The 21,562-nt window shown below is 68.7% G+C and carries 18 protein-coding genes; 12 read left to right on the forward strand and 6 right to left on the reverse strand.

Going from position 1 to position 21,562, the window contains the following annotated elements; translation table 11 throughout:
- Positions 1-9 precede the first annotated feature (9 nt).
- From HMPREF9056_RS00985 to HMPREF9056_RS01025, 9 genes are all read left to right on the forward strand, one after another.
- Entirely contained in the window at positions 10-939 is a 930-nt protein-coding gene (locus HMPREF9056_RS00985; RefSeq protein WP_009402021.1) for an ABC transporter permease, read from the forward strand.
- Positions 932-1,909: an ABC transporter permease gene (locus tag HMPREF9056_RS00990; RefSeq protein WP_009402023.1), complete on the forward strand. Its 978-nt coding sequence runs from the start codon at positions 932-934 to the stop codon at positions 1,907-1,909. The genes HMPREF9056_RS00985 and HMPREF9056_RS00990 overlap by 8 nt, the downstream gene beginning before the upstream one ends.
- Complete coding sequence (locus HMPREF9056_RS00995) at positions 1,906-3,807, forward strand: ABC transporter ATP-binding protein (protein ID WP_009402025.1); 1,902 nt, start codon at positions 1,906-1,908, stop codon at positions 3,805-3,807. The genes HMPREF9056_RS00990 and HMPREF9056_RS00995 overlap by 4 nt, the downstream gene beginning before the upstream one ends.
- Positions 3,808-3,827: 20 nt before the next feature.
- Positions 3,828-4,475: a PH domain-containing protein gene (locus HMPREF9056_RS01000; protein WP_253269885.1), complete on the forward strand. Its 648-nt coding sequence runs from the start codon at positions 3,828-3,830 to the stop codon at positions 4,473-4,475.
- Between the two features lie 152 nt (positions 4,476-4,627).
- Positions 4,628-6,550 carry a translational GTPase TypA gene (gene typA, locus HMPREF9056_RS01005; RefSeq protein WP_009402029.1) on the forward strand — a complete coding sequence of 641 codons (1,923 nt, stop codon included), beginning with the start codon at positions 4,628-4,630 and terminating at the stop codon, positions 6,548-6,550.
- A gap of 15 nt (positions 6,551-6,565) precedes the next feature.
- Positions 6,566-9,064 (forward strand): VanW family protein, encoded by a 2,499-nt coding sequence (locus tag HMPREF9056_RS01010; RefSeq protein WP_009402031.1) that lies wholly within the window; start codon positions 6,566-6,568, stop codon positions 9,062-9,064.
- Positions 9,065-9,275: 211 nt separating this feature from the next.
- On the forward strand, positions 9,276-9,626 hold the full coding sequence (gene fdxA / locus HMPREF9056_RS01015; protein ID WP_009394099.1) for a ferredoxin: 351 nt from the start codon (positions 9,276-9,278) through the stop codon (positions 9,624-9,626).
- A 61-nt stretch (positions 9,627-9,687) separates the two neighbouring features.
- Positions 9,688-10,896 carry a succinyldiaminopimelate transaminase gene (gene dapC / locus HMPREF9056_RS01020; RefSeq protein ID WP_009402039.1) on the forward strand — a complete coding sequence of 403 codons (1,209 nt, stop codon included), beginning with the start codon at positions 9,688-9,690 and terminating at the stop codon, positions 10,894-10,896.
- A gap of 261 nt (positions 10,897-11,157) precedes the next feature.
- A complete protein-coding gene (locus HMPREF9056_RS01025) occupies positions 11,158-12,585 on the forward strand; it encodes a citrate synthase (protein WP_087942150.1) in 1,428 nt (475 codons plus the stop codon).
- A gap of 165 nt (positions 12,586-12,750) precedes the next feature.
- On the opposite strand, the gene HMPREF9056_RS01030 is transcribed toward HMPREF9056_RS01025, so the two are convergent.
- Positions 12,751-13,599 (reverse strand): VOC family protein, encoded by an 849-nt coding sequence (locus HMPREF9056_RS01030; RefSeq protein WP_009402043.1) that lies wholly within the window; start codon positions 13,597-13,599, stop codon positions 12,751-12,753.
- Positions 13,600-13,662: 63 nt separating this feature from the next.
- On the reverse strand, positions 13,663-14,064 hold the full coding sequence (locus tag HMPREF9056_RS01035; RefSeq protein ID WP_009402045.1) for a VOC family protein: 402 nt from the start codon (positions 14,062-14,064) through the stop codon (positions 13,663-13,665).
- Between the two features lie 90 nt (positions 14,065-14,154).
- Between HMPREF9056_RS01035 and HMPREF9056_RS13325 the strand changes: the two genes are divergently transcribed.
- Positions 14,155-15,102: a YafY family protein gene (locus HMPREF9056_RS13325; RefSeq protein WP_009402047.1), complete on the forward strand. Its 948-nt coding sequence runs from the start codon at positions 14,155-14,157 to the stop codon at positions 15,100-15,102.
- 21 nt (positions 15,103-15,123) lie between these two features.
- Here the strand turns inward: HMPREF9056_RS13325 and HMPREF9056_RS01040 are convergent, their stop codons facing one another.
- Complete coding sequence (locus HMPREF9056_RS01040) at positions 15,124-16,266, reverse strand: MFS transporter (protein WP_253269886.1); 1,143 nt, start codon at positions 16,264-16,266, stop codon at positions 15,124-15,126.
- Between the two features lie 106 nt (positions 16,267-16,372).
- Here HMPREF9056_RS01040 and HMPREF9056_RS01045 point away from each other — a divergent pair, with 106 nt between their 5' ends.
- Together HMPREF9056_RS01045 and HMPREF9056_RS01050 are read left to right on the forward strand one after the other, a co-directional pair.
- Positions 16,373-16,732, forward strand: a complete 360-nt coding sequence (locus HMPREF9056_RS01045) for a MerR family transcriptional regulator (RefSeq protein WP_003787255.1) — start codon at positions 16,373-16,375, stop codon at positions 16,730-16,732.
- Between the two features lie 172 nt (positions 16,733-16,904).
- Positions 16,905-17,768 (forward strand): class I SAM-dependent methyltransferase, encoded by an 864-nt coding sequence (locus tag HMPREF9056_RS01050; protein WP_009402052.1) that lies wholly within the window; start codon positions 16,905-16,907, stop codon positions 17,766-17,768.
- A gap of 224 nt (positions 17,769-17,992) precedes the next feature.
- Here HMPREF9056_RS01050 and HMPREF9056_RS01055 read toward each other — a convergent pair whose 3' ends face one another.
- The 3 genes from HMPREF9056_RS01055 to HMPREF9056_RS01065 are packed head-to-tail and all read right to left on the reverse strand — an operon-like array spanning position 17,993 to position 21,476.
- The gene (locus tag HMPREF9056_RS01055) at positions 17,993-18,748 is read right to left on the reverse strand and encodes a succinate dehydrogenase/fumarate reductase iron-sulfur subunit (RefSeq protein ID WP_009402053.1); all 756 of its coding nucleotides are present in this window, start codon (positions 18,746-18,748) and stop codon (positions 17,993-17,995) included.
- Positions 18,745-20,706 (reverse strand): fumarate reductase/succinate dehydrogenase flavoprotein subunit, encoded by a 1,962-nt coding sequence (locus HMPREF9056_RS01060; protein ID WP_009402054.1) that lies wholly within the window; start codon positions 20,704-20,706, stop codon positions 18,745-18,747. The genes HMPREF9056_RS01055 and HMPREF9056_RS01060 overlap by 4 nt, the downstream gene beginning before the upstream one ends.
- Positions 20,703-21,476, reverse strand: coding sequence for a succinate dehydrogenase cytochrome b subunit (locus HMPREF9056_RS01065; protein ID WP_009402055.1), 774 nt, complete (start codon positions 21,474-21,476; stop codon positions 20,703-20,705). The genes HMPREF9056_RS01060 and HMPREF9056_RS01065 overlap by 4 nt, the downstream gene beginning before the upstream one ends.
- Positions 21,477-21,562 lie beyond the last annotated feature (86 nt).

Below are 21,562 nucleotides of genomic sequence, written 5' to 3' on the forward strand. Positions count from 1 at the left end.
GAAGTGGACATGCTTCGTTACGTCTCACGCAGGCTGCTGCAGATGGTCCCGGTGTTCTTCGGGGCCACGCTGCTCATCTACGCAATGGTCTTCGCCCTTCCGGGTGACCCGATCGCCGCGCTCGGGGGCCAGCGCTCGCTCAGTCCCGAGGTGATCGAGCAGATCAAGGCCGGCTACCACCTCGACAAGCCCTTCATCGTCCAGTACCTGCTCTACCTCAAGGGGCTGTTCACCCTGGACCTGGGCCAGTCGCTGCGAGGGACCGAGTCCGTCCTCGACGTGCTGGTGCGGGCCTACCCGATCACCATCAAGCTCTCCCTCATGGCACTGGCCTTCGAGGCCGTCGCGGGCATCGGCTTCGGCCTCATCGCCGGGGTGAGGAAGGGCGGCTGGTTCGACGCCACCGTCCTGGTCCTGTCCCTCGTGGTCATCGCCGTGCCCACCTTCGTCATCGGTTTCGTCCTGCAGTTCATCATCGGGGTGCGCCTGGGGTGGCTGCCGGTGACCGCCGGTGAGAGCCCCGGTTTCACCGAGCTCCTCATGCCCGCGGTCGTGCTGGGTGCCGTCTCCTTCGCCTACGTGCTGCGCCTGACCCGCACCGAGGTGGCCGAGAACCTCACTGCCGACCACGTGCGCACCGCCCGGGCCAGGGGCCTGAGCGGGGCCCGCGTCATGATCGTCCACGTCCTGCGCAACTCCCTGGTCCCGGTCGTCACCTTCCTGGGCGCGGACCTGGGGGCCCTCATGGGCGGCGCCATCGTCACTGAGGGCATCTTCAACATCAAGGGCGTGGGAGGCACCCTCTACTCCGCCATCATCCGCGGCGACGGCCCCATGGTCGTGTCCTTCACCACCGTGCTCGTGCTCGTCTTCATCGTCTCCAACCTCCTGGTGGACCTGCTCTACGCCGCCCTGGACCCGAGGATCCGCTATGCCTGAGAACACTGCGTCCCCCACGCCCTCCACGCCTGCCGCCGTGCGCCCAGGACAGGAGCGCTTCGTCATCGCCGACGACGAGATCGGCCTGGGCGCCGTCGACGCCGTCGCCGACGAGTCCGCCCCCGCCTCCGTCTGGCTCGACGCCTGGAGGCAGCTGCGCCGTCGCCCCATCTTCTGGGCGGCCTCCGTACTCATCGCCGTCGCCGTGGCCTTCTCGCTCGTCCCCGGCCTCATCGCGCCGCGCGACCCCGGATACTGCACGCTGGTCAACTCCTACCAGGGACCCTCCTGGGCCCACCCCTTCGGATTCGACATCCAGGGCTGCGACATCTTCGCCCGCACCGTCCACGGCGCCCGGGCCTCAGTGAGCGTGGGCATCTTCACCACCCTTGTCGTGGTCCTCGTCGGCTCGGCCGTCGGGGCACTGGCCGGATTCTTCGGCGGGTTCTTCGACGCGCTGCTCTCCCGCGTCACCGATATCTTCTTCGCCGTCCCCTTCGTCCTGGCCGCCATCGTCGTCATGCAGATGTTCCGCAACGACCGCTCGATCCTCACCGTCATCCTGGTCCTGGCCCTGTTCGGCTGGCCGCAGATCGCCCGCATCACGCGAGGCTCGGTCATGAGCGTCAAGAACGAGGACTACGTGACCGCCTCGCGGGCCCTGGGCTCGGGGCGCATGGCCATGCTGCTGCGTCACGTCATGCCCAACGCCGCGGCCCCCATCATCGTGACCGCCACCGTCGAGCTCGGCGTCTTCATCGTCTCGGAGGCCACCTTGAGCTTCCTGGGCATCGGGCTGCCCTCCTCGGTCGTCTCCTGGGGCGCGGACATCGCGGCCGCCAAGGACGCCCTCAACAGCCACCCGAGCGTCCTGCTCTTCCCCGCCGGCGCGCTGGCCCTGACCGTGCTCGGCTTCATCATGCTCGGCGACGTCGTCCGCGACGCCCTGGACCCGAAGGCCCGCAAGTGACTCCCTCCAACGCATCCACATCGACCAGCGCTCCGACAGCCGCCTCAGCCTCCGGCAAGACCTTCGCCCCCGCGGCGTCCTGGAACGTCGAGGCCGACCCGCTCCTGGAGATCACCGACCTCGAGGTCGCCTTCCGCTCCTCGACCGGGCTCGTCCCGGCCGTGCGCAAGGCGAACCTGACCCTCTACCCCGGGCAATCCGTGGCCATCGTGGGGGAGTCGGGCTCCGGCAAGTCCACCATGGCCCACGCCGTCATCGGGCTGCTGCCCGGGACCGGCCGGGTCACCGGCGGCACGATCCGCTTCCAGGGGCGCGACATCACCCACCTGAGCCCCCAGGAGCTCACCGCCATGCGCGGCTCCTCCATCGGCCTGGTGCCCCAGGACCCCATGTCGAACCTCAACCCGGTGTGGTCCATCGGCTTCCAGGTCAAGGAGGCGCTGCGGGCCAACGGCCTGGCCGGTGTCGCCGACGACCGCCTCGCCCACCTCCTCGCCGAGCACGATGAGCACGCTGAGCGCACTGACGATGCCGAGAAGCCGGTCCCCTCAGCGGGCGGACGCATCGACGTCGATGAGCAGGTGGCCCTCCTGCTGGAGCAGGCCGGCCTGCCTGAGGCCTCCCGACGGGCCAGGCAGTACCCCCACGAGTTCTCCGGCGGCATGCGCCAGCGCGCCCTCATCGCCATCGGCTTGGCGGCCCGCCCCGATCTGCTCATCGCCGACGAGCCCACCAGCGCTCTGGACGTCACCGTCCAACGGCGCATCCTCGACCACCTCCAGACCCTCGTGCGCGAGCTGGGCACCGCCATGCTCTTCATCACCCACGACCTGGGACTCGCCGCCGAGCGCGCCGAGCACATCGTCGTCATGCACCGCGGCCGGGTCGTCGAGTCCGGACCCAGCCTCGAGGTGCTCCAGGACCCCCGTCACCCCTACACCCAGCGCCTGGTCAAGGCCGCCCCCTCCCTGGCCTCCCGGCGTATCGAGTCCGCCCACGCCCGCGGTATCCAGGTCACCGACGACGAACTCCTGGGCGCCAGCCTGGGATCCAGCGCCACCGAGGAGATCCTGCGCGTGGAGCACCTCACCAAGGTCTTCGAGGTGCGCGGTGCCAAGGGGAAGGACAAGGCACTCAAGGCGGTCGACGACGTCAGCTTCTGCATCCGCAAGGGCACGACGACGGCCCTCGTGGGCGAGTCCGGCTCCGGCAAGTCCACGGTCGCCAACATCATCCTCAACCTCATCGACCCCACCTCCGGCAAGGTCTTCCACGACGGAGTGGACCTGTCCACCCTGGGCCCCAGGGAGCTCTTCGCCCTGCGGCGCATCATGCAGCCGGTCTTCCAGAACCCCTACGGCTCCCTGGACCCGATGTACTCCATCTTCCGGGTCATCGAGGAACCGCTGCGGGTCCATGGGATCGGCACCGCCAAGGAGCGTGAGGCGCGCGTCGCCGAGCTGCTCGACATGGTCTCCCTGCCTCGCTCGGTCATGCGCCGCTACCCCCATGAGCTCTCCGGCGGTCAGCGTCAGCGCGTCGCCATCGCCCGGGCCCTCGCCCTCAAGCCGGAGATCGTCGTCCTCGACGAGGCGGTCTCCGCCCTGGACGTGCTGGTCCAGGCCCAGATCCTGCGCCTGCTGTCCGAGCTGCAGGCCGAGCTGGAGCTGACCTACCTGTTCATCACCCATGACCTGGCCGTCGTGCGTCAGATCGCCGACGACGTCGTCGTCATGGAGCACGGCCGGATCGTGGAGGCCGGCGCCGCCGACGAGCTCTTCGCCAATCCGCGCCAGGACTACACCCGCGAGCTCATCCAGGCCGTACCCGGGGCGGGAATCGACCTCTACAGTGACGAAACGGCCGACGAGACCGTGGGTCAGGCGGCGCAGGAGTGAGTACCGGGCATGATGCGTCCGTGCCCATCGTCGTCATCCGCTCCCTGCCGGCCCGCCTCGGCACCGCCCTCATCGGCCTTGCCTCGGCGACGATGGCCCTGACGATCGGGCTCGCCGACGGCGCGGCGCACGGGCTGCGCGCCATGGTCTGGGCGGGAGCGCTCACCCTCCTCACCTGGCTGCTGTGGTGGGCCCCGCAGATCACCCTGACCCCGCAGGCCCTCACCATCCGCAACGCCTGGCGAACCCATGTGCTCGGCTGGGACGAGGTCGAGATGTGCCGCACCCGTTGGGGCCTGTCCGTCACCACCCGCGACGACCTCGAGGTCAAGGCCTCGGCCGCACCCCGCCGCGGTGGCATGGCCGAGTCCTTCCGACGCCGCCAGGCGCTGCGCGAGCAGCAGGAGCGGCGCGACGGGCTGCCGGGCCCCGAGCCGGACCCGGCGGTGCGTCCGGAGCACCTGACGGGGGAGGGGAGCTACCGCACCAACCTCGACGCCGGCGACGCCGGAGCGCTCATCACCGCTTACGCCGAGCAGGTGTGCAGCCGCCCCGACGGGGCCGTGGACGAGGCCGCGAGGGGTCTGAGCAGTGGCCTCAACCGACCGGTCGCCGTCGTCGCCGGGCTGCTCGCCGTGACAGCTGCGGCCGTCACCATGATCCTGTGACGCGAGCGTGAGTGGGTGCACAGGCACGGTGTTGGCCCAGACACGGCGGGTCAGGGCCGGTATCCTCTAGTATTCCCCTGTTTCATGCCCCTGTGGTCGATGTCTGAGCGGCATCCGGCCCGCGGCGTCCCCCACCGGAAGAAGTGCCCCCTATGAGCGTGCGCCAAGACCTGCGTAACGTTGCCATCGTCGCCCACGTCGATCACGGCAAGACCACTCTTGTCGACGCCATGCTCTGGGAGGCGGGCGCCTTCGGATCCCGGGCCACTGAGGAGACCACCGGCGAGCGCGTCATGGACTCCGGCGAGCTGGAGCGCGAGAAGGGCATCACGATCCTCGCCAAGAACACCGCGGTGCACTACTCGGGGCCCTCCGCCGTGGACGCCGGCTGCGCTGAGGGCATCACCATCAACGTCATCGATACTCCCGGTCACGCCGACTTCGGCGGCGAGGTCGAGCGCGGGCTGTCCATGGTCGACGGCGTCGTCCTCCTCGTCGACGCCTCCGAGGGACCCCTGCCCCAGACCCGCTTCGTGCTGCGCAAGGCCCTGGCCGCGAACCTGCCGGTCATCCTCGTGGTCAATAAGGTGGACCGCCCCGACTCCCGGCTCGACGAGGTCGTCGCCGAGTCCACCGACCTGCTGCTGTCCCTGGCCAGCGACCTGGCCGACGAGCACCCCGACATCGACCTCGACGCCGTCCTGGACGTCCCGGTCATCTACGCCTCCGCCAAGGCCCGCCGTGCCGGCACCGAGGCCCCGGCCGACGGCGAGCTGCCGGCCAGTGAGAACCTCGAGCCGCTCTTCCGCACCATCATCGAGCGGATCCCCGGTCCCTCCTACGAGGAGGGCGCGCCCCTGCAGGCCCACGTCACCAACCTGGACGCCTCGCCCTTCCTGGGGCGCCTGGCGCTGCTGCGCATTCACAACGGCACCCTGCGCAAGGGCCAGACGGTGGCCTGGGCCCGCCACGACGGTTCGCTCGCCTCGGCCCGCGTCTCCGAGCTCCTCGTCACCGAGGGCCTGGACCGCAAGCCCGCCGAGGAGGCGCACGCCGGTGACATCGTCGCCGTCGCCGGGATCGAGGACATCACCATCGGCGAGTCCCTCGTGGACCCCGAGGACCCCCGCCCGCTGCCGCTCATCACCGTGGACGACCCCGCCATCGCCATGACCATCGGCATCAACACCTCCCCGATGGCCGGGCGCACCAAGGGCGCCAAGGTGACCGCCCGCCAGGTCAAGGACCGCCTGGACCGTGAGCTCATCGGCAACGTCTCCCTGCGGGTCCTGCCCACCACCCGGCCCGACGCCTGGGAGGTTCAGGGGCGCGGGGAGCTGGCGCTGGCGATCCTCGTGGAGCAGATGCGCCGCGAGGGCTTCGAGCTGACCGTCGGCAAGCCGCAGGTGGTCACCCGCACCATCGACGGCAAGCGCCACGAACCCATCGAGCGTATGACCATCGACGTTCCTGAGGAGTACCTGGGCGCCGTCACCCAGCTCATGGCCGCCCGCAAGGGCCAGATGGAGACCATGACCAACCACGGCACCGGCTGGATCCGCATGGAGTTCCTCGTACCGGCCCGCGGCCTCATCGGCTTCCGCACCCAGTTCCTCACCGACACCCGCGGCACCGGCATCGCCTCCTCCATCGCCGAGGGCTACGCCCCCTGGGCCGGGCAGATCGTCTCGCGCACCACCGGCTCCCTCGTCTCCGACCGCGCCGGTGCCGTGACCGCCTACGCCCTCATCCGCCTGCAGGACCGCGGTAGCTTCTTCGTCGAGCCCACCCAGGAGACCTACGAGGGGCAGGTCGTGGGGGAGAACCCCCGCGGTGAGGACATGGACGTCAACGTGGTCCGAGAGAAGCAGCAGACCAATATGCGCTCCTCAACCGCCGACACCTTCGAGGCCCTCGTGCCCCCGCGCCGCCTCACCCTGGAGGAGGCCCTCGAGTTCGCCGCCGACGACGAGTGCGTCGAGGTCACCCCGGACGCCGTGCGCATCCGCAAGGTCATCCTGAACTCCCAGGAGCGCTTCCGCGAGAACGCCCGCCGTCGCCGTGCCGAGGCCTGAGAGGAATCACCGCCCATGAGCCAGTCCATCAGCCGCGGGGGGAAGTCTGTCCCCTCAGACTCCGCCCCCGAGTCCGTCGAGCCGGTCGAGCCCGCACAGCCGACCGTCGTCGAGCCGGAAGAGAATCGCGCCGAGAACCAGGCCGGTACGGAGGGTTCTTCTGCCGAGGCCGGGAGCCCTGACGACGCCCCGACCGTCAACCTCGATGACGAGTCCCAGGGCGGGCGGACCCGCGCGCCCGACAGCGAGGTTCAGGACGTGCGGCAGCCCGTCGAGGAGACTCAAGAGTCCTCCGGCACTGCCGCTGAAGTTGACCAGAGTACGGGAGAGGCCGCTGCCGCTGATGAGCCGGCTGGGCCGGTTGCGGAGGCTGATGCTGAGCCGGTCGCTGTCCAGCCTGCGGCCGCCGAACCGGTGAAGACGCCGGTATCAGTGGACGTAGTCGATGCGGCCGCCACCCCTGCCGAGGTCCTTTCCCCCTACGATTCTCCCCACGATCAGACCGGGGCCGACGTGTCTGTCAGTGCCGGGCGGGGTGCCGTATGGAGCCCCGACTCCGGCGACATGCCGCCGTCGATCGTGCCGAAGAGCCCGTCCGCCGCGTCATCGGAGCCTCAGCAGGGCGCCGTCGTCGCCGAGGCCGCCGCGTCCACCGATCCTGCTGCGTCTCAGGGGACCGAGCCTGCCGGGGTCTACATCGAGCCGGTGGGGGAGGCCGCGTTCCCGGCCGCCTTCTCCAAGTCCTCGACCAAGACCGCGAAGAAGGCAGATCAGGCGGCTGAAGGAGTCAGTGCCTCGCGTCGTCGGAGTCTTATCCCCGCCGCCTGCGTCGCCGGTGCCGCGGCCTTCCTGCTGGCCTGGGGCGGCATCGCCTGGTGGACCACCCAGCACATCGCCTCGGGGACCAGTGTCTCCGGCGTCGATGTCTCCGGTCTGAGCCCCAAGGAGGCTCAGAACCGCATCAGCAAGGGTGTCGGCGACCAGCTCGCCCAGCCGGTGACCCTCACCGTGGGGCAGGGCAGCTCCGAGCTCGTGCCCGCCGGCTCGGGCGTCTCGGTGGACGCCGGCGCCTCGGTCAAACGGCTCACCGGTTTCACCCTCAACCCCGTCTCCTTGGTCCAGCGCATGGGCGGCCAGCGCACCGACGCCGTCATCCGGGTCGATGCCGACACTCTGCGCGGTGCCCTGGAGGACCGGGTCGACACGATGGCCAACGGAGCCGTCTCCGCCACCGTCGCCCTGGAGGGCACCAAGCCCGTCACCACGCCCGCGAGCAACGGCATCGGCCTCGACGTCGATGCCTCCGTCAAGCAGCTCACCGGCTCCTGGCCGCTGGGCAAGCAGACCATCGCCATGCCCGAGGGCACCGCCGTCCCCGCCATCACTGACGAGGAGGCCACCACGTTCGTGGACGGCACGCTCACGCCGTTGCTGTCCAGCGGACTGACCGTCGATGCGGCGAGCGCCAACACGCAGGGTAAGGCCACCGGCGCGGCCGCGGCTTTCTCTCCCCACGACACCGCCGGTATGCTGCGGATCTCCTCCGAGGGAGGCGCGCTGAGCGCTACCTTCGACACGACGGCGCTGCACGATGCCGTCGTCGCCAGGGTCGGCCAGGTTGAGACGCCGGCCCAGAACGCCACCTGGAAGATCGATGGCTCGGCCGCCGGTGCGCCCGGTGCCCAGCCCCAGTACGTTCCCTCCGCCCAGGGAAACCTCATCGACACCGCCGCTCTGTCCGAGAGCCTGCTCAAGGCGGGTACCTCCGCCACCGACGTCGCCGGGCGGACCGTGACCCTGCCGATGGTCGTTGCCGAGCCGACGGTGACGACGCCGCAGAATGAGTGGGGCATCACCGAGGTGGTCGGAGAGTTCGCCACTCCCTACAACAGCGGGGACGCGCCGCGCACCCAGAACCTCACCCGCGGTGCCGAGCTCGTCAACGGCTCCGTGGTCAAGCCCGGCGAGGTCTTCTCCCTGGAGCAGACCCTGGGGGCTGTCGACTACGCCCACGGGTTCGCCGACGCCGGTGTCATCCAGAACGGGCAGCATGTTGACTCGATGGGGGGTGGGCTCAGCCAGGTGGCCACCACCGTCTTCAACGCCGGCTTCGAGGCTGGGATGGATGACACCGAGCATCATCCCCACCAGTACTACTTCGAGCGCTACCCGGCCGGGCGCGAGGCGACCCTGTGGACCGGCAATCTCGACGTGAAGTTCACGAACTCGACCTCCCAGTCGGTGCTGGTCCAGGCATGGCTGGACGGCGAGCAGATCCACGTGCGGCTGTGGTCCACCAAGTACTACGACGTGTCCATCACCTCCTCGGATCGCACCAACTTTCGTCCAGTAAGGACCGAGCGCGGATCCGGTCCCGATTGTCAGCCCAGCTCCGGGGGGCAGCAGGGATTCGACATCACTGTCACTCGAACCCGTAAGCACGACGGCAAGGCCCTGCCCGATGACGTGCTCACCACCAAGTACGACGGCGACGTCAATGTGATCTGCTCCTGACGCGGCCTGAGCGCCTCTGCATCCGAAACCGCTGTTACCTACGACATTCGTGCCGGGGAAGTGACGTAATGGCGGCGCGACAACCCCGAGTTTTCGGCGTGCTGACGGCCACTCTTCCGCCTCTTGGGTCGAGGGGCCCTGGAGGACGATACTTGCCCCGACCCCGCCCACCCGCGCGGGCGATTCCCAGAGGAGAAAGGACACTGCTGCTATGACGTACGTCATTGCCCAGCCCTGCGTCGACGTCAAGGACCGTGCCTGCGTTGACGAGTGTCCCGTCGACTGCATCTATGAGGGTGAACGCAGCCTCTACATCAACGCCGACGAGTGCGTCGACTGCGGGGCCTGCGAGCCCGTGTGCCCCACCGAGGCGATCTTCTACGAGGACGATGTTCCCGAGGAGTGGGAGGACTACACCCGCGCCAACATCGACTTCTTCGAGCTCAAGGGGCTGGGGTCGCCCGGTGGTGCCCAGAGGACCGGTGCCCTGGACTACGACGATCCCATGATCGCCGCCCTGCCTCCGCAGAACGAGGAGTGGAAAGAGGCCAACGGCTACTGAGCCAGTGGGCGGGGCCGGGAGGGGGTGGAGGCGCACCCGCGTGTGAGGAAGAATCGGCGCCGTGAGCACCAGCGCGACACCTGAGACCTTCCCCAGCCCCCACCTGCCCCGCCGCCTCGCCCTACCCGACTTCCCCTGGGACTCCCTGCGCCCCTACCGGGAGCGCGCCGCCGAGCACCCAGACGGCGTCGTCGACCTCGCCGTGGGCACACCCGTCGACCCCACCCCCGAGATCGCCCGGAACGCCCTGTCCGCGGCCGCCAACGCCCCCGGCTACCCGACGACGGTCGGTGCCCCCGTGGTACGTGCCGCCATCATCGAGTGGATGGAGCGCCGCCGGGGCGTGGGCGGCCTGAGCGACGACGAGGTCATCCCCACGATCGGCTCCAAGGAGTCCGTGGCCCTCCTGCCGCTCCACCTGGGCGTGGGCCCCGGCGACCTCGTCCTGCACCCGCGGGCCGCCTACCCCACCTACGACGTCGGCGCTCGCCTCGTGGGTGCGACCCCGGTCCCCGTGGACACCGACGCCGACCCCGCCACCTGGGACGTCGCCGACGACGCGCGGGTGGCCATCGTCTGGCTCAACAGCCCCGGTAACCCCGACGGGCACGTCCTGGACACCGAGCAGCTGGCCCGGGTCGTCGCCTGGGCCAGGGGGCGCGGCGCGATCGTCATCTCCGACGAGTGCTACGCCGAGCTCGCCTGGGAAGCGCCGTGGGACGCCGAGCCGATCCCGAGCCTCCTGGACCCCCGGGTCGGGGGAGAGGCGGGCCGGAGCGGTCTGCTCGCCCTGTACTCCCTGTCCAAGCAGTCCAACCTGGCCGGCTACCGGGCGGCCTTCCTCGCCGGGGACGCCTCTCTCGTGGGCGCGGTCACCGAGGTGCGTAAGCACACCGGGATGCTCGTGCCGACTCCGGTCCAGGCCGCCCTCGTGGCGGCCCTCGGGGACGAGGCGCACATGGAGGTGCAGAAGGAGGTCTACCGGGAGCGCCGCGAGGTGCTTGTGGAGGCGACCGCCGCCGCCGGGCTCGTCAACGACCCGGCCTCCGTGGCCGGCCTGTACCTGTGGCTCCAGGGGCCCGAGTCGATGAGTGCCTACGACCTCGTGGGGGCCTTCGCCGAGCTGGGGATCGTTGTGGCGCCCGGTGACTTCTACGGCGAGGCCGGGGCCGGGCGGGTGCGCATGAGCCTGACCGACACCGATGAGCGCGTGGAGGCCGCCGCCGCGCGCCTGCGCTCACCTGAGGCCGCCGCCCTCTTCGCCGGCTGAGGTCGGAACAGGCGGCCAGTTCAGCGCCCGACCAACGCTTTGATAAGTTCTTCGGCCGACGTCGGACTTGATAAATTCGTCAAGGCGCGCCTGAAGGTGGAGTGCCCGCTGAGTCGGGTAACCGCAGTGGGCTGTGAGTCGGGCCAATGAGACGACGCCGTGACAGCACACCCCGTACAGTGTGCGCAGGATCCACAGGACCGCCCCGTGGACCCAGGCCTCGCCGTCGCGATGCGCGCGGCCCCGAGCCCAGGAGAGATGATGACGAGCACCCCCACCCCCGCCGCGGCCCCAGCTGAGCAGCCGGAGCAGAGCCAGTCAGGCGTCGTCGGCGCCCCCGGCCTGCTGAGCGTCGACGACAAGAGCCTTGAGCTGCCGCGCACCCGGGCGACCGACGGCTCCGACGGCCTGGGCGTTTCCAAGCTGCTGGGCTCCACCGGCGTGGTGACGCTCGACCCGGGCTTCACCAACACGGCGTCGTGCACCTCGCAGATCACCTACATCGACGGCGCGGCCGGGATCCTGCGCTACCGCGGCTACCCGATCGAGGAGCTGGCCAAGTCCTCGACCTTCCTGGAGGTCGCCTACCTCCTCATCAACGGCGAGTTGCCCGACCGTGAGTCCTTCGAGCGCATGGAGCGACGCATCTCGCGTCACCGCCTCCTGCACGAGGACTTCCGCGGCTTCTTCACCTCCTTCCCCTCCTCGGGTCACCCGATGGCGATCCTCCAGGCGGGGATCGCGGGCCTGGCCACCTACTACGAGGACACCCTCAACCCGCACGACCCCTACGAGCGCGAGCTCGCCACCGTGCTGCTGCTGGCCAAGATGCCCACGATGATCAGCTACATCGCCCGGCGCGCCATCGGCCTGCCGCTGCTCTACCCCGACCCGCAGCGCTCCTACGTCGAGGACTTCATCCGCCTGACCTTCGGCATGCCCTACCAGTCCTACGAGATCGACCCGGCCGTGGTGCGGGCCCTGGACATGCTCCTCATCCTGCACGCCGACCACGAGCAGAACTGCTCGACCTCCACCGTGCGCCTCGTGGGCTCCTCCGACGCCAACATGTACGCCTCCGTGGCCGCGGGCGTCGGCGCGCTGTCCGGGCCGCTGCACGGCGGGGCGAACGAGGCCGTCCTGCGGATGCTGGACACGATCCAGAGCTCGGGGATGAGCACGGCCGAGTTCGTCCGCAAGGTCAAGGACAAGGAGGACGGCGTCCGGCTCATGGGCTTCGGCCATCGGGTCTACAAGAACTACGACCCGCGCGCCGCGATCGTCAAGGAGACCGCCCACGACGTCCTGACCCGTCTGGGCTCCGACGACGGCGACCGCAAGCTCGAGATCGCCATGGAGCTGGAGGAGACGGCGCTGCGCGACGAGTACTTCGTCTCGCGCAGCCTGTACCCGAACGTCGACTTCTACACCGGCCTCATCTACCAGGCGATGGGCTTCCCCACGAAGATGTTCACGCCCCTGTTCGCCCTCGGGCGGCTGCCGGGCTGGATCGCCCAGTACCGCGAGATGATCGCCGATCCGGCCAAGCGCATCGGGCGGCCCCGCCAGGTCTACGACGGCTCCACCGAGCGCCACTACGTGGCCATGCACCGTCGCAAGCACGACGACGGACAGTACCCGGCCATCCGTGCCGGCGTCCCCAGCCTCGACCGCGTCACCAGGGTCTGATCCGGGCTCACGCTGGTTGCTCGAGGCCGCGGCGGTCCGGACCAGGGACGTACTTTCCCCGTGAGGACTGGGTCTTCCCGCGGACGACTGAGGTCGGCCCCCAGGGGTTTGCGGGAAAAGTACGTCCTCGATCTGGGTGTCGGGCCGTCCTGGGCAGTCCCTCGCCTACAGCCCGGTCAGGTCGATCTTGCCCATATGCAGGATCTTCTCGCGGGTGGCGGCGTCGGCCATGAGCTCGGCGATGTTGTGGGGGACGACCTGCCAGGAGACGCCCCAGCGGTCGACGCACCAGCCGCAGCGCTCGGCCTCGGGCACGGCTGACAGTCCCGTCCAGTAGCGGTCGATCTCCTCCTGGTCCCGGCAGGAGACGATCATGGAGACCCCGGGCGTGAAGGTGAAGTCGTGGAAGGCCCCCGAGTCCATGGCCGCCATCCAGGTGCCGCGCAGCGTGAAGTCGGTGAACATGATGGTGCCCGCCTCCATCGGCCCACCCTCCTCGTAGCGGCGCAGGGCTCCGCGGTGGGCGTCGTCGAACAGGGCGATCCAGGCGTCAGTGGCCTCCTCGGCGTTGGCGTGGTTGGTTCCGCCAAACATGAAGGAGGGCAGGATGAAGGGACGCGGCTCGCCGGCAGGGTCGGTGAGCATGAGCCGCCAGGTCATGCCGAAGCGGTCGCGGACCCAGGCGTAGCGCGGCGAGAAGGGGTACTCTCCCAGCTCCATGAGCACGCCGCCGGCGGAGAGCCGCTCGTAGAGCTCATCGAGGTAGGCCCGGGCCTGCTCCTCGCCGCCGAACAGGAGCGGGTCGAAGTTCAAGATGCAGCTGATCGACGGGTTCGGGGCGTACTGGTCTCCGCCGTTGATGAGTGAGAGGCGGAAGCCATGGATGCTGACCGTGGCGGCGAGCCCGGGCACCTGCTCGACGATGGAGCCCTCGCGGAAGACGTCGACGTAGAACCGGGCCGCTTCGTCGGCGGTGCCGTCGCACCAGATGGCGGGGGTGATGTGCTGATCCATGCGGACACCGTATCGCGAATGACGGCCACTGTGCTGAGGGTACTGAAGTGTTGCGATGCCAGTTTAGTGGCGCGCTCTCCAGTGAGGACTGTACATGATGCCGATCATATTTCCGAAGGGGTCAACGATAGAGGCTGTCGTGAATCCACCCCCGCGCTCGGTGGTGGGCGTGTGACTGTATGCCCCGTGCGCAACGAGGGTGGTGAACGTCGTGTGAATATCGTCGGTGTGCCAGTAGGTGATGGGGGATGCTGTCGGAGTCGGGGATGGTGTCATGAAGGAGCGATCCATTATTCCCAGTTCGTCCTCGTCCGGACCGATGCGGAACTCGGTGTAGGCGCAAGGGCCGGTTTGCGGACTGCGGTAATACGGAGTGATGCCCAGTAGGTCTGCGTACCAGCGAGAGGCGGCGTCGACGTCGTCGGCGGTAAGAACCATTGTGGTGAGTCCTTGCAGGATGGTCATGGCATGTCCTTTCGGTGAGGTGCCTTGTGGCTCTCAACCTAGAACTGAAAGTGCTCATCCGGTGCACACATTGTCTGAGATGATCTGACTGTGCGTGCAGACCGCCTGATCGCCCTGCTGTTGCTCCTCCAGTCGCGTGGGAGGATGACTGCCTCTCAGGTGGCCGCAGAGCTCGAGGTCTCACCGGCTACTGCCCGACGAGACCTCGAGGCCCTCTCGATGGCGGGCATCCCGGTCTATGCGCGGCCAGGCCGAGGTGGTGGCTGGGCTCTTGTCGGAGGTGCTCGAACTGATCTGACTGGTATGTCGGCGGGTGAAGTGTGGGCGCTGTCGCGGATACTGGGCACGGCGGCGCTGAACGATTCGGAAACTCGGGTGCCCACGATGAAGTTCCTCCAGGCATTGCCGTCTTCTCTGCGCGATGAGGCTGAACGGTTGATGGCATCGGTTCATGATGACCGTGTTGCCTGGGGAAAATCAGCGGATGTTGTGACGTCGGTCCTGAGCCGGCTATGTGACGTAGTCGCTCGGCGCCGAATAGTGACGGCTTCCTATAAGTCGAGAAATGCGGAGCGTAGTGTTAAACGTCTGCTTCCTCTGGGGCTGGTGAATAAAGCTGGTGTGTGGTATCTCGTCGCTGATGGTGAGCATGGAGTGCGGACGTATCGAGTGTCGAGGCTTGAGGATATTGTCGTTACCGATGAGGGATTCGATCCTCCGTCAGATTTTGATGTCGCGACCTATTGGAGTACTCAAGCTGAGGTTATTGAAAGGAAGAGGTCCGGTATTGCTGCGGTGCTGAGAGTGCACTCATCGATCGTTCCTGCGCTGCGTCATCAGTTCGGAAGGTATGTCAGCCTCATTGAGGAGGGTGACGTGAGTATTGTCGAAGTTCGTGCCCACATGCTAGTCGGATTGGCTGAGAGGCTTGCGGGGTGGGGTGACCGCATCGATGTCTTGTCGCCGCCTTGTCTGCGGTCTGAACTCGCCCGTATCGGCTCAGAGCTGGTTGCGCATTACAGTTCCCCGAGACGATGAGTCGGTGTCAGATCATCGACCTCAAGCTCTGAGGGGGCTTGGACGGATCATCAGTGCGCTGATGGTACTCAGGAGGAACGCGGTGATGCCGATAGCGGTGAAGTTGCCGGTGAGAGTGAGCAACGGGCCACCGATAAGCCCGGCCACCGTTGTGCCGAGGTACATCACCGCACTGGTGAGAGTGGAGATGGTGCCGCGTGCTGTGCTGTCGAGCTGCTGCAAGTGGAGCATACGGACGCTGAGCATTGCTCCTCCGCAGGCGAAGAGAGGTAGGAACATCAACCCCACAACGATCGGAGGTGGGGAGACGGCGAGCACCAGGTAGGCGATGCCCATCACCGCGGCACTCAGGTAGATGGACCGGACCGGGGTCATACGGCCGGTCAGGCGGACGCCGAAAAGGCTGCCGATCGTATTACCGATCCCGCCGGCCAGGATGATGAGCGCCACGGTGACCTTCGACGTGCCCAGGCCGTCCTCCAGCCAGGTTGGTGCGTAGGTGAACACGGTGAAGAACGCCAGGGTGTACACGAGGTAGGAAAGGAATCGTGTGATCGCCTGCGGCGCGTGGAGCAGGGTCAGGTATGGCACCTTCTTAGCCGCCGCGGTCGGGTGGATATCAGGGATCTGGTACCAGAGCGTGACTGTCAACCCCAACGAACAGACCCCGATGATGGGGAAGACAATGCGCCAGTCGATGATTGCGAGGAGGCTTCCGAGAGGAACCCCGACGACCTGAGCGATGGACAGCCCGGCGGTCGTGTATCCCATGACGCGCAGAACGCTTTTCTGATCCGGGCCGACGAGGGTGGGGATCATTGCCCACACTTGCGGTGCAGCGATGGCCGCCGCACCGCCAGTGATGAAACGGAAGATGAACATCGTCCAGAATCCCGGGGAGACTGCGCAGGCGGCTGTTGCCAACGCGAAGACCACCATCCCAAGCGTAAGAATGATCCTGCGGTTACCTCGGTCCGAGATCGGCCCGGACACCAGCCCGGTGAGCGCGTACCCGATCGCATAGACGCTGACCAGCCAGCCACTCTGCGTCGTCGACACGTCGAATGCCTTGGCCAGTGACGGCAGCAGTGGCGCGACGACGAAGGTGTCCGAGCCGATCAGGAACATGACCGCGAACCCGAGTAGTGAAAGTTTTCTGCCCATACCGTCCTCCAGTCCGTAGAGAGCGCCTCAACGCTAAGCCTTGACAGCGCTGTCAATGTCAAGAGATGCTGACGCAGTCCAGTAAAACGATTGAGGAGAGTCGCGCATGCGCATCTCCGAAGCTGCTCGGCGCGCTGGCACCAGCCCGCGGATGCTGCGCTACTACGAGACCGAGGGACTGCTGGCGCCCACGCGCCGTGACAACGGCTATCGTGACTACGGCGCTGAAGAGGTTCTAGCCGCCCGCCAGATCGTTGCGCTGTCTCACGCCGGATTCCCGCTCTCACTCATCAGGACGGTGCTGCCCTGTGCCACGGAAAGCGGTGCGCTGAGAGCCTGCCCCTCCGTTGCACCCGAGCTGCGCCGTCGGCTCCGCGACGTCGAAGAACAGATTGATACGCTCGCGAGCGGCGCCGAGGTCATCAGGAGCTTCCTCGACAACCTCCAAGACGTCGCATCTGCCTAACCTGCCTTATAGTCGCGGTGCTGGTGTCGTACTCAACGGGCGCGTGCCGAACTCGGCTGCCGCCCGGCATTCATCTTCTGAGGCCTGAGCCGTCTGGGAGTCCTGCTCGCGTTGCAGAGTCATCGACGGCGAACTCTGTCCGAACCGCAACCACTGTGGTTAGGCTGACCTCATGAGCGAGAAGCCCGCTGACTCCACAGACACCGCCGCCTCGACCTCTTCCGGTTCCTCATCCACCTCGGCAGATCTCCCGCTGCCCTACGCCGACCGCCCCATCGCCTCCGCGCCCGGCCACTGGGTCCTGGCCCGGGCCGGCAAGCGCGTCCTGCGCCCCGGCGGCGCCGCCCTGTCCGCCTCCATGCTCGGCCACGCCCGCCTGGCCGGCGCCGACGTCGTCGAGCTCGCCCCGGGCCTGGGGCGCACCGCCGCCGAGATCGTCAAGGCAGGTCCCGCCTCCTACACCGCCATCGACCGCGACCCCGACGCCGCCCGGCGCGTGGCCGCCGTCGTCGGGGACCTCGGCACCGTCCGCCAGGGCGAGGCCGCCGACACCGGCCTGGACGAGGCCAGCGCCGACGTCGTCGTCGGCGAGGCCATGCTTACCATGCAGGGGGACAAGGGGAAGGCCGCCATCGTCGCCGAGGCCGCCCGCGTCCTGCGTCCCGGCGGGCGCTACGCCATCCACGAGCTCGGCGTCACCCCCGACGACATCGACGAGGAGTACTACGCCGAGCTGCGCCGCGACCTGGCCCGCTCCATCCACGTCAACGCCCGCCCCATGACCGCCGCTGCTTGGAAGGAGCTCATGGAGGGCGCCGGGCTCGTCGTCGACTGGGTCGACACCGCCCCCATGGCCTTGCTCAAGGTCGGGCGCAACATCCGTGACGAGGGGGTGGGCGGTTTCCTGCGGATCGCGCGCAACGTCGCCGCGGACAAGGCACTGCGCCGGCGCGTCCAGGGGATGGCCCGTACCTTCAAGCGCTACGAGAAGGACATGGTCGGCATCGCCCTCGTCGCCCACAAGCCCGCATCCTGAGCCCCGCTTCTCCGGCAGAGTGAGTGCAGGGGCAGGGGGATGGCAGTCGATCCGGAAGGTGCGACCGGCGTTAGGCCGTGTTGCATATGTCGGGGTGGAGCCCGGTTCTCGCCGGTCGTCGACGTCGCGGTCGTACCTTAGTTCGCGCGTTCGAGGGGTAAAGGGTACGAACGCGCGACCTAAGGTACGAACTCGCGGATGCGTCCCTACTTGTGTAACAGGCCCTAGTCGTCGTGGGTCGCTCCGCGCAGACCGGCGCGCAGCACCTCCCGGTTGAGTAGCGCGATCGCCTCGATCGGGATCCCCGCCGGGCATGCGGGCACGCACTCGCCGTACACCGAGCACGGTCCGAAGAGCTCATCGAGCTCCCGCGTCATCGCCCGGGCCCGGCGCCCCCGCTCGATGCGTCCGGCCGGCATGAGCGACAGGTTCGCCAGCTTCGCCCCGGCGAAGAGTGCCGCCGCCCCGTTCGGGCAGGCCGCCACGCAGGCCCCGCAGCCGATGCAGGCGGCGAAGTCCAGAGCCCGCTCCGCCTGAAGGTGCCCCTGGGCGACGTCGTCGGCGTCCGGTGCGGTCCCCGCGGCCACGTCGACGGTCCCGCCCACCCGGATGAGCTCGTCGAGGGCCGTCCGGTCCACCGCCAGGTCCCGGATGACCGCGAAGGCCGCCGACCTCCACGGTTCCAGCCGGAAGCGCGTCACCCCCGGGAAGGCCCGCAAGTGCTGACGGCACGCCGGCGTCGTGTCCAGCGGCCCGTGCGGCACCCCGTTGACGAGGAAGCCGCAGGCCCCGCACACTCCCTCCCGGCAGTCCGACTCGAAGACCACCGGCTCACCGCCGGCCTCGATGATCTGGTCGTTGAGGCGGTCGAGCAGCTCCAGCAGACTCATCTGCGGCTCGGCGTCCTCCACTACGTGGCTCTCGAAGAAGCCTTGCGCCTGCGGCCCGTCCTGCCGCCAGATCTCCAGTTCGACCCTCATCGGTAATCCCTCACCTGCATGGGCACCAGCGAGAAGCTCAGCGGCTCGGACCGGCGCGTGTGCCCGCCGTCGGGCCCCGTCTGCCAGGCCGACACGGAGCACCAGGCATCGTCATTGCGCTGGGCCTCGCCGCCCTGCGTCGCGTACTCCTCGCGGAAGTGGGCGCCGGCGGACTCGCGCCGGTCCAGGGCGTCAAGGATCATGACCTCCGCCAGCTCCAGGAAGTCGGCGACCCGCAGTGCCCTCTCCAGCTCCTGGTTGAGCCGCGCCTGACCACCGACCACGGTGACGTCGGCCCAGAACTCCTCGCGAAGGGCGCGCACCTCCTCCAGGGCGTGCAGCAGCCCCGCCTCGGAGCGGCTGACCCCGCAGCCGGCGTAGAGGACCTCACCCAGACGGCGGTGGAACCACACGGGACGGTGGGTCCCGCCCACCGCCATGAGCGCCTCAATGCGCTCGCGGGTTGCGGCCACGGTCTGGATCGCCTCCGGCGCGTCGGGGCTCAGGGGCCTACTGCCCACCAGCCCGGCCAGGTAGTTCGGCACGGTCAGCGGAAGCACGAACCAGCCGTCCACGCTGGCGCTCAGCAGCGAGTTCGCCCCCAGGCGGTTGGCGCCGTGGTAGTTGTTCGAGGCCTCCCCGCCCACGAACAGTCCCGGGATCGTGGACATCTGGTCGAAGTCCACCCACAGCCCACCCATCGTGAAGTGGGCGCCCGGGGCGATGCGCATGGGCACCTCGTAGGGGTCCTCGCCAGTGGCGTCGAGGTACATCTCGAACAGGTTGCCGTAGCGCGAGGCGATGGTCTCCTTGCCCAGCCGCTCCAGCGCGTCGCGGAAGTCGAGGTAGACCGAGTTGCGCAGCGGCCCGACGCCGCGGCCGGACTCGATCTGCTCACGGGCGTTGCGCGAGGCCACGTCGCGCGGGGTGAGGTTGCCGAAGGCCGGATACTTGCGCTCCAGGTAGTAATCGCGCTCATCCTCGGGGATGTCGTTCGGGGGCCGCTCGTCCCCGGGGCGCGCGGGCACCCAGATGCGCCCGTCGTTGCGCAGGGACTCGCTCATGAGAGTGGTCTTGGACTGCCAGTGCGAGCTCACCGGCAGCGCCGTGGGGTGGAACTGCACCATGCAGGCGGAGGCGAAGGCCGCCCCGCGCCGGTGGGCGCGCCAGGTGGCGGTGGCGTTGGAGGCCATGGCCAGGGTCGAGTAGTGGTAGACGCTGCCGTAGCCGCCGGTGGCCAGCACGACGGCGTGAGCGGTGTGGGCGCTCACCTCGCCGGAGAGCAGGTCCCGGGTGACGATGCCCTGGGCGCGGGAGTCGGCCACGATGAGGTCGAGCATCTCGGTGCGGGTGTGCATGTGGACGCTCCCGGCGGCGATCTGCTCCTGGAGGGCCTGGGCGCAGGCGATCTCCAGCTGCTGACCGGTCTGCCCGCGCGTGTAGTAGGTGCGCGAGACCTGCACCCCGCCGAAGGAGCGGGTGGCGAGCTGGCCGCCGTACTCGCGGGCGAAGGGCGCCCCGATCGCCTCCATGTGGTCGATGACCCGGCCGGACTCCAGCCCCAGGCGCACGACGTCGGCCTCCCGGCCCCGGTAGTCCCCGCCCTTGACGGTGTCCTTGACGAAGCGCGCCAGGGAGTCGCCGTCGACCTTGCGGGCCCGGGCGGCGTTGATCCCGCCCTGCGCGGCCACCGAGTGGGCGCGGCGCGGGGCGTCGTGCAGGCTGAAGCACTCCACCCGGTAGCCCAGGCGTCCCAGGGTCGCAGCCGCCCCGGAACCGGCCAGCCCGGCGCCCACCACGATGACGGTCAGCTTGCGGCGGTTGGAGGGGTTGACCAGGCGGTACTCGTCACGCCGACGCTCCCAGGCCTGCTCGGGCGGGCAGTCCGGCAGGCGCGCGTCGAGGTCCTCGCCGACGTCGTACAGGCCGCCGACGGCCGGTTGCGCACTCGCACTCATCCGATCACCCCCGTGCAGATGAGTACCGGCAGCAGACCATTGACGACCGCGATGGCCAGGGCCACGGCCAGGGCGACGGCGCGGCACGCCTTGCGCAGCCGAGAGCCGGTGGCGCCCAGGTCGATGACCACGTTCCACAGGCCCTGCGCCAGATGGAGGGCGAGCGCCAGCATGACCAGGCTGTAGAAGACCGCCATGCCGGGGCGCGACAGGCTCGCCACGAGGTTGTGGTAGGCGCTGACCTGCAGCTCGCCGTTCGACGTCGTCGGCGCCTGGAAGCTCTCAGGGGCGACGAGGCGGCCGATGGTCAGGTCGAGGATGTGGACGAGGACGAAGACCCCGATGAGGGCGCCGGTGACGAGCATGGAGCGAGCACCGATGGTGCGGGCGGGCAGAGCCCGACGTCGGAAGGGCCCGCGCGCACCCCTCGCGCGCCGCCACAGCGTGATTCCCGCGGCCACGTGCAGCACGATGCACGCGCCCAGCGCCAGGCGCATCGCCCACAGGAGGCCCTCGTGCGGCAGGAGCGGGTAGGCGACCTCCCGCAGCCAGGCGGCGTAGCCGTTGAAGGCCTCAGGACCCGCCAGAACCTTGAGGTTGCCGATCATGTGGACCACGACGAACAGGGCCATGATCGTGCCCGTGACCGCCATGGTCGCCTTGAGAACCCGCTGCGAGGCCCATACAGGGGTGCGACGCCTGCGCCGGGGCGGCAACGCGTCACCGACGGGTCGAGCGACCTCGGGGGCCTGGGCGGCCATGGGCGTCATCGTCACCCGTCCTTCCCTCGCCGACGCAGAAGAACTCATCACTATGATAACGAAAACCTTGATACTGGCATAGAGTGTGAACGTTG

This window comes from Actinomyces sp. oral taxon 170 str. F0386 (assembly GCF_000195595.1).
Taxonomy (GTDB): domain Bacteria; phylum Actinomycetota; class Actinomycetes; order Actinomycetales; family Actinomycetaceae; genus Actinomyces.

Coding starts and splice junctions, on each gene's coding strand:
- HMPREF9056_RS00985 (WP_009402021.1), top strand. CDS start 10: ATGCTTCGTTACGTCTCACGCAGGCTGCTGCAGATGGTCCCGGTGTTC.
- HMPREF9056_RS00990 (WP_009402023.1), top strand. CDS start 932: ATGCCTGAGAACACTGCGTCCCCCACGCCCTCCACGCCTGCCGCCGTG.
- typA (WP_009402029.1), top strand. CDS start 4,628: ATGAGCGTGCGCCAAGACCTGCGTAACGTTGCCATCGTCGCCCACGTC.
- HMPREF9056_RS01010 (WP_009402031.1), top strand. CDS start 6,566: ATGAGCCAGTCCATCAGCCGCGGGGGGAAGTCTGTCCCCTCAGACTCC.
- fdxA (WP_009394099.1), top strand. CDS start 9,276: ATGACGTACGTCATTGCCCAGCCCTGCGTCGACGTCAAGGACCGTGCC.
- HMPREF9056_RS01025 (WP_087942150.1), top strand. CDS start 11,158: ATGACGAGCACCCCCACCCCCGCCGCGGCCCCAGCTGAGCAGCCGGAG.
- HMPREF9056_RS01030 (WP_009402043.1), bottom strand. CDS start 13,599: ATGGATCAGCACATCACCCCCGCCATCTGGTGCGACGGCACCGCCGAC.
- HMPREF9056_RS01035 (WP_009402045.1), bottom strand. CDS start 14,064: ATGACCATCCTGCAAGGACTCACCACAATGGTTCTTACCGCCGACGAC.
- HMPREF9056_RS01040 (WP_253269886.1), bottom strand. CDS start 16,266: ATGGGCAGAAAACTTTCACTACTCGGGTTCGCGGTCATGTTCCTGATC.
- HMPREF9056_RS01045 (WP_003787255.1), top strand. CDS start 16,373: ATGCGCATCTCCGAAGCTGCTCGGCGCGCTGGCACCAGCCCGCGGATG.
- HMPREF9056_RS01050 (WP_009402052.1), top strand. CDS start 16,905: ATGAGCGAGAAGCCCGCTGACTCCACAGACACCGCCGCCTCGACCTCT.
- HMPREF9056_RS01055 (WP_009402053.1), bottom strand. CDS start 18,748: ATGAGGGTCGAACTGGAGATCTGGCGGCAGGACGGGCCGCAGGCGCAA.
- HMPREF9056_RS01060 (WP_009402054.1), bottom strand. CDS start 20,706: ATGAGTGCGAGTGCGCAACCGGCCGTCGGCGGCCTGTACGACGTCGGC.
- HMPREF9056_RS01065 (WP_009402055.1), bottom strand. CDS start 21,476: ATGACGCCCATGGCCGCCCAGGCCCCCGAGGTCGCTCGACCCGTCGGT.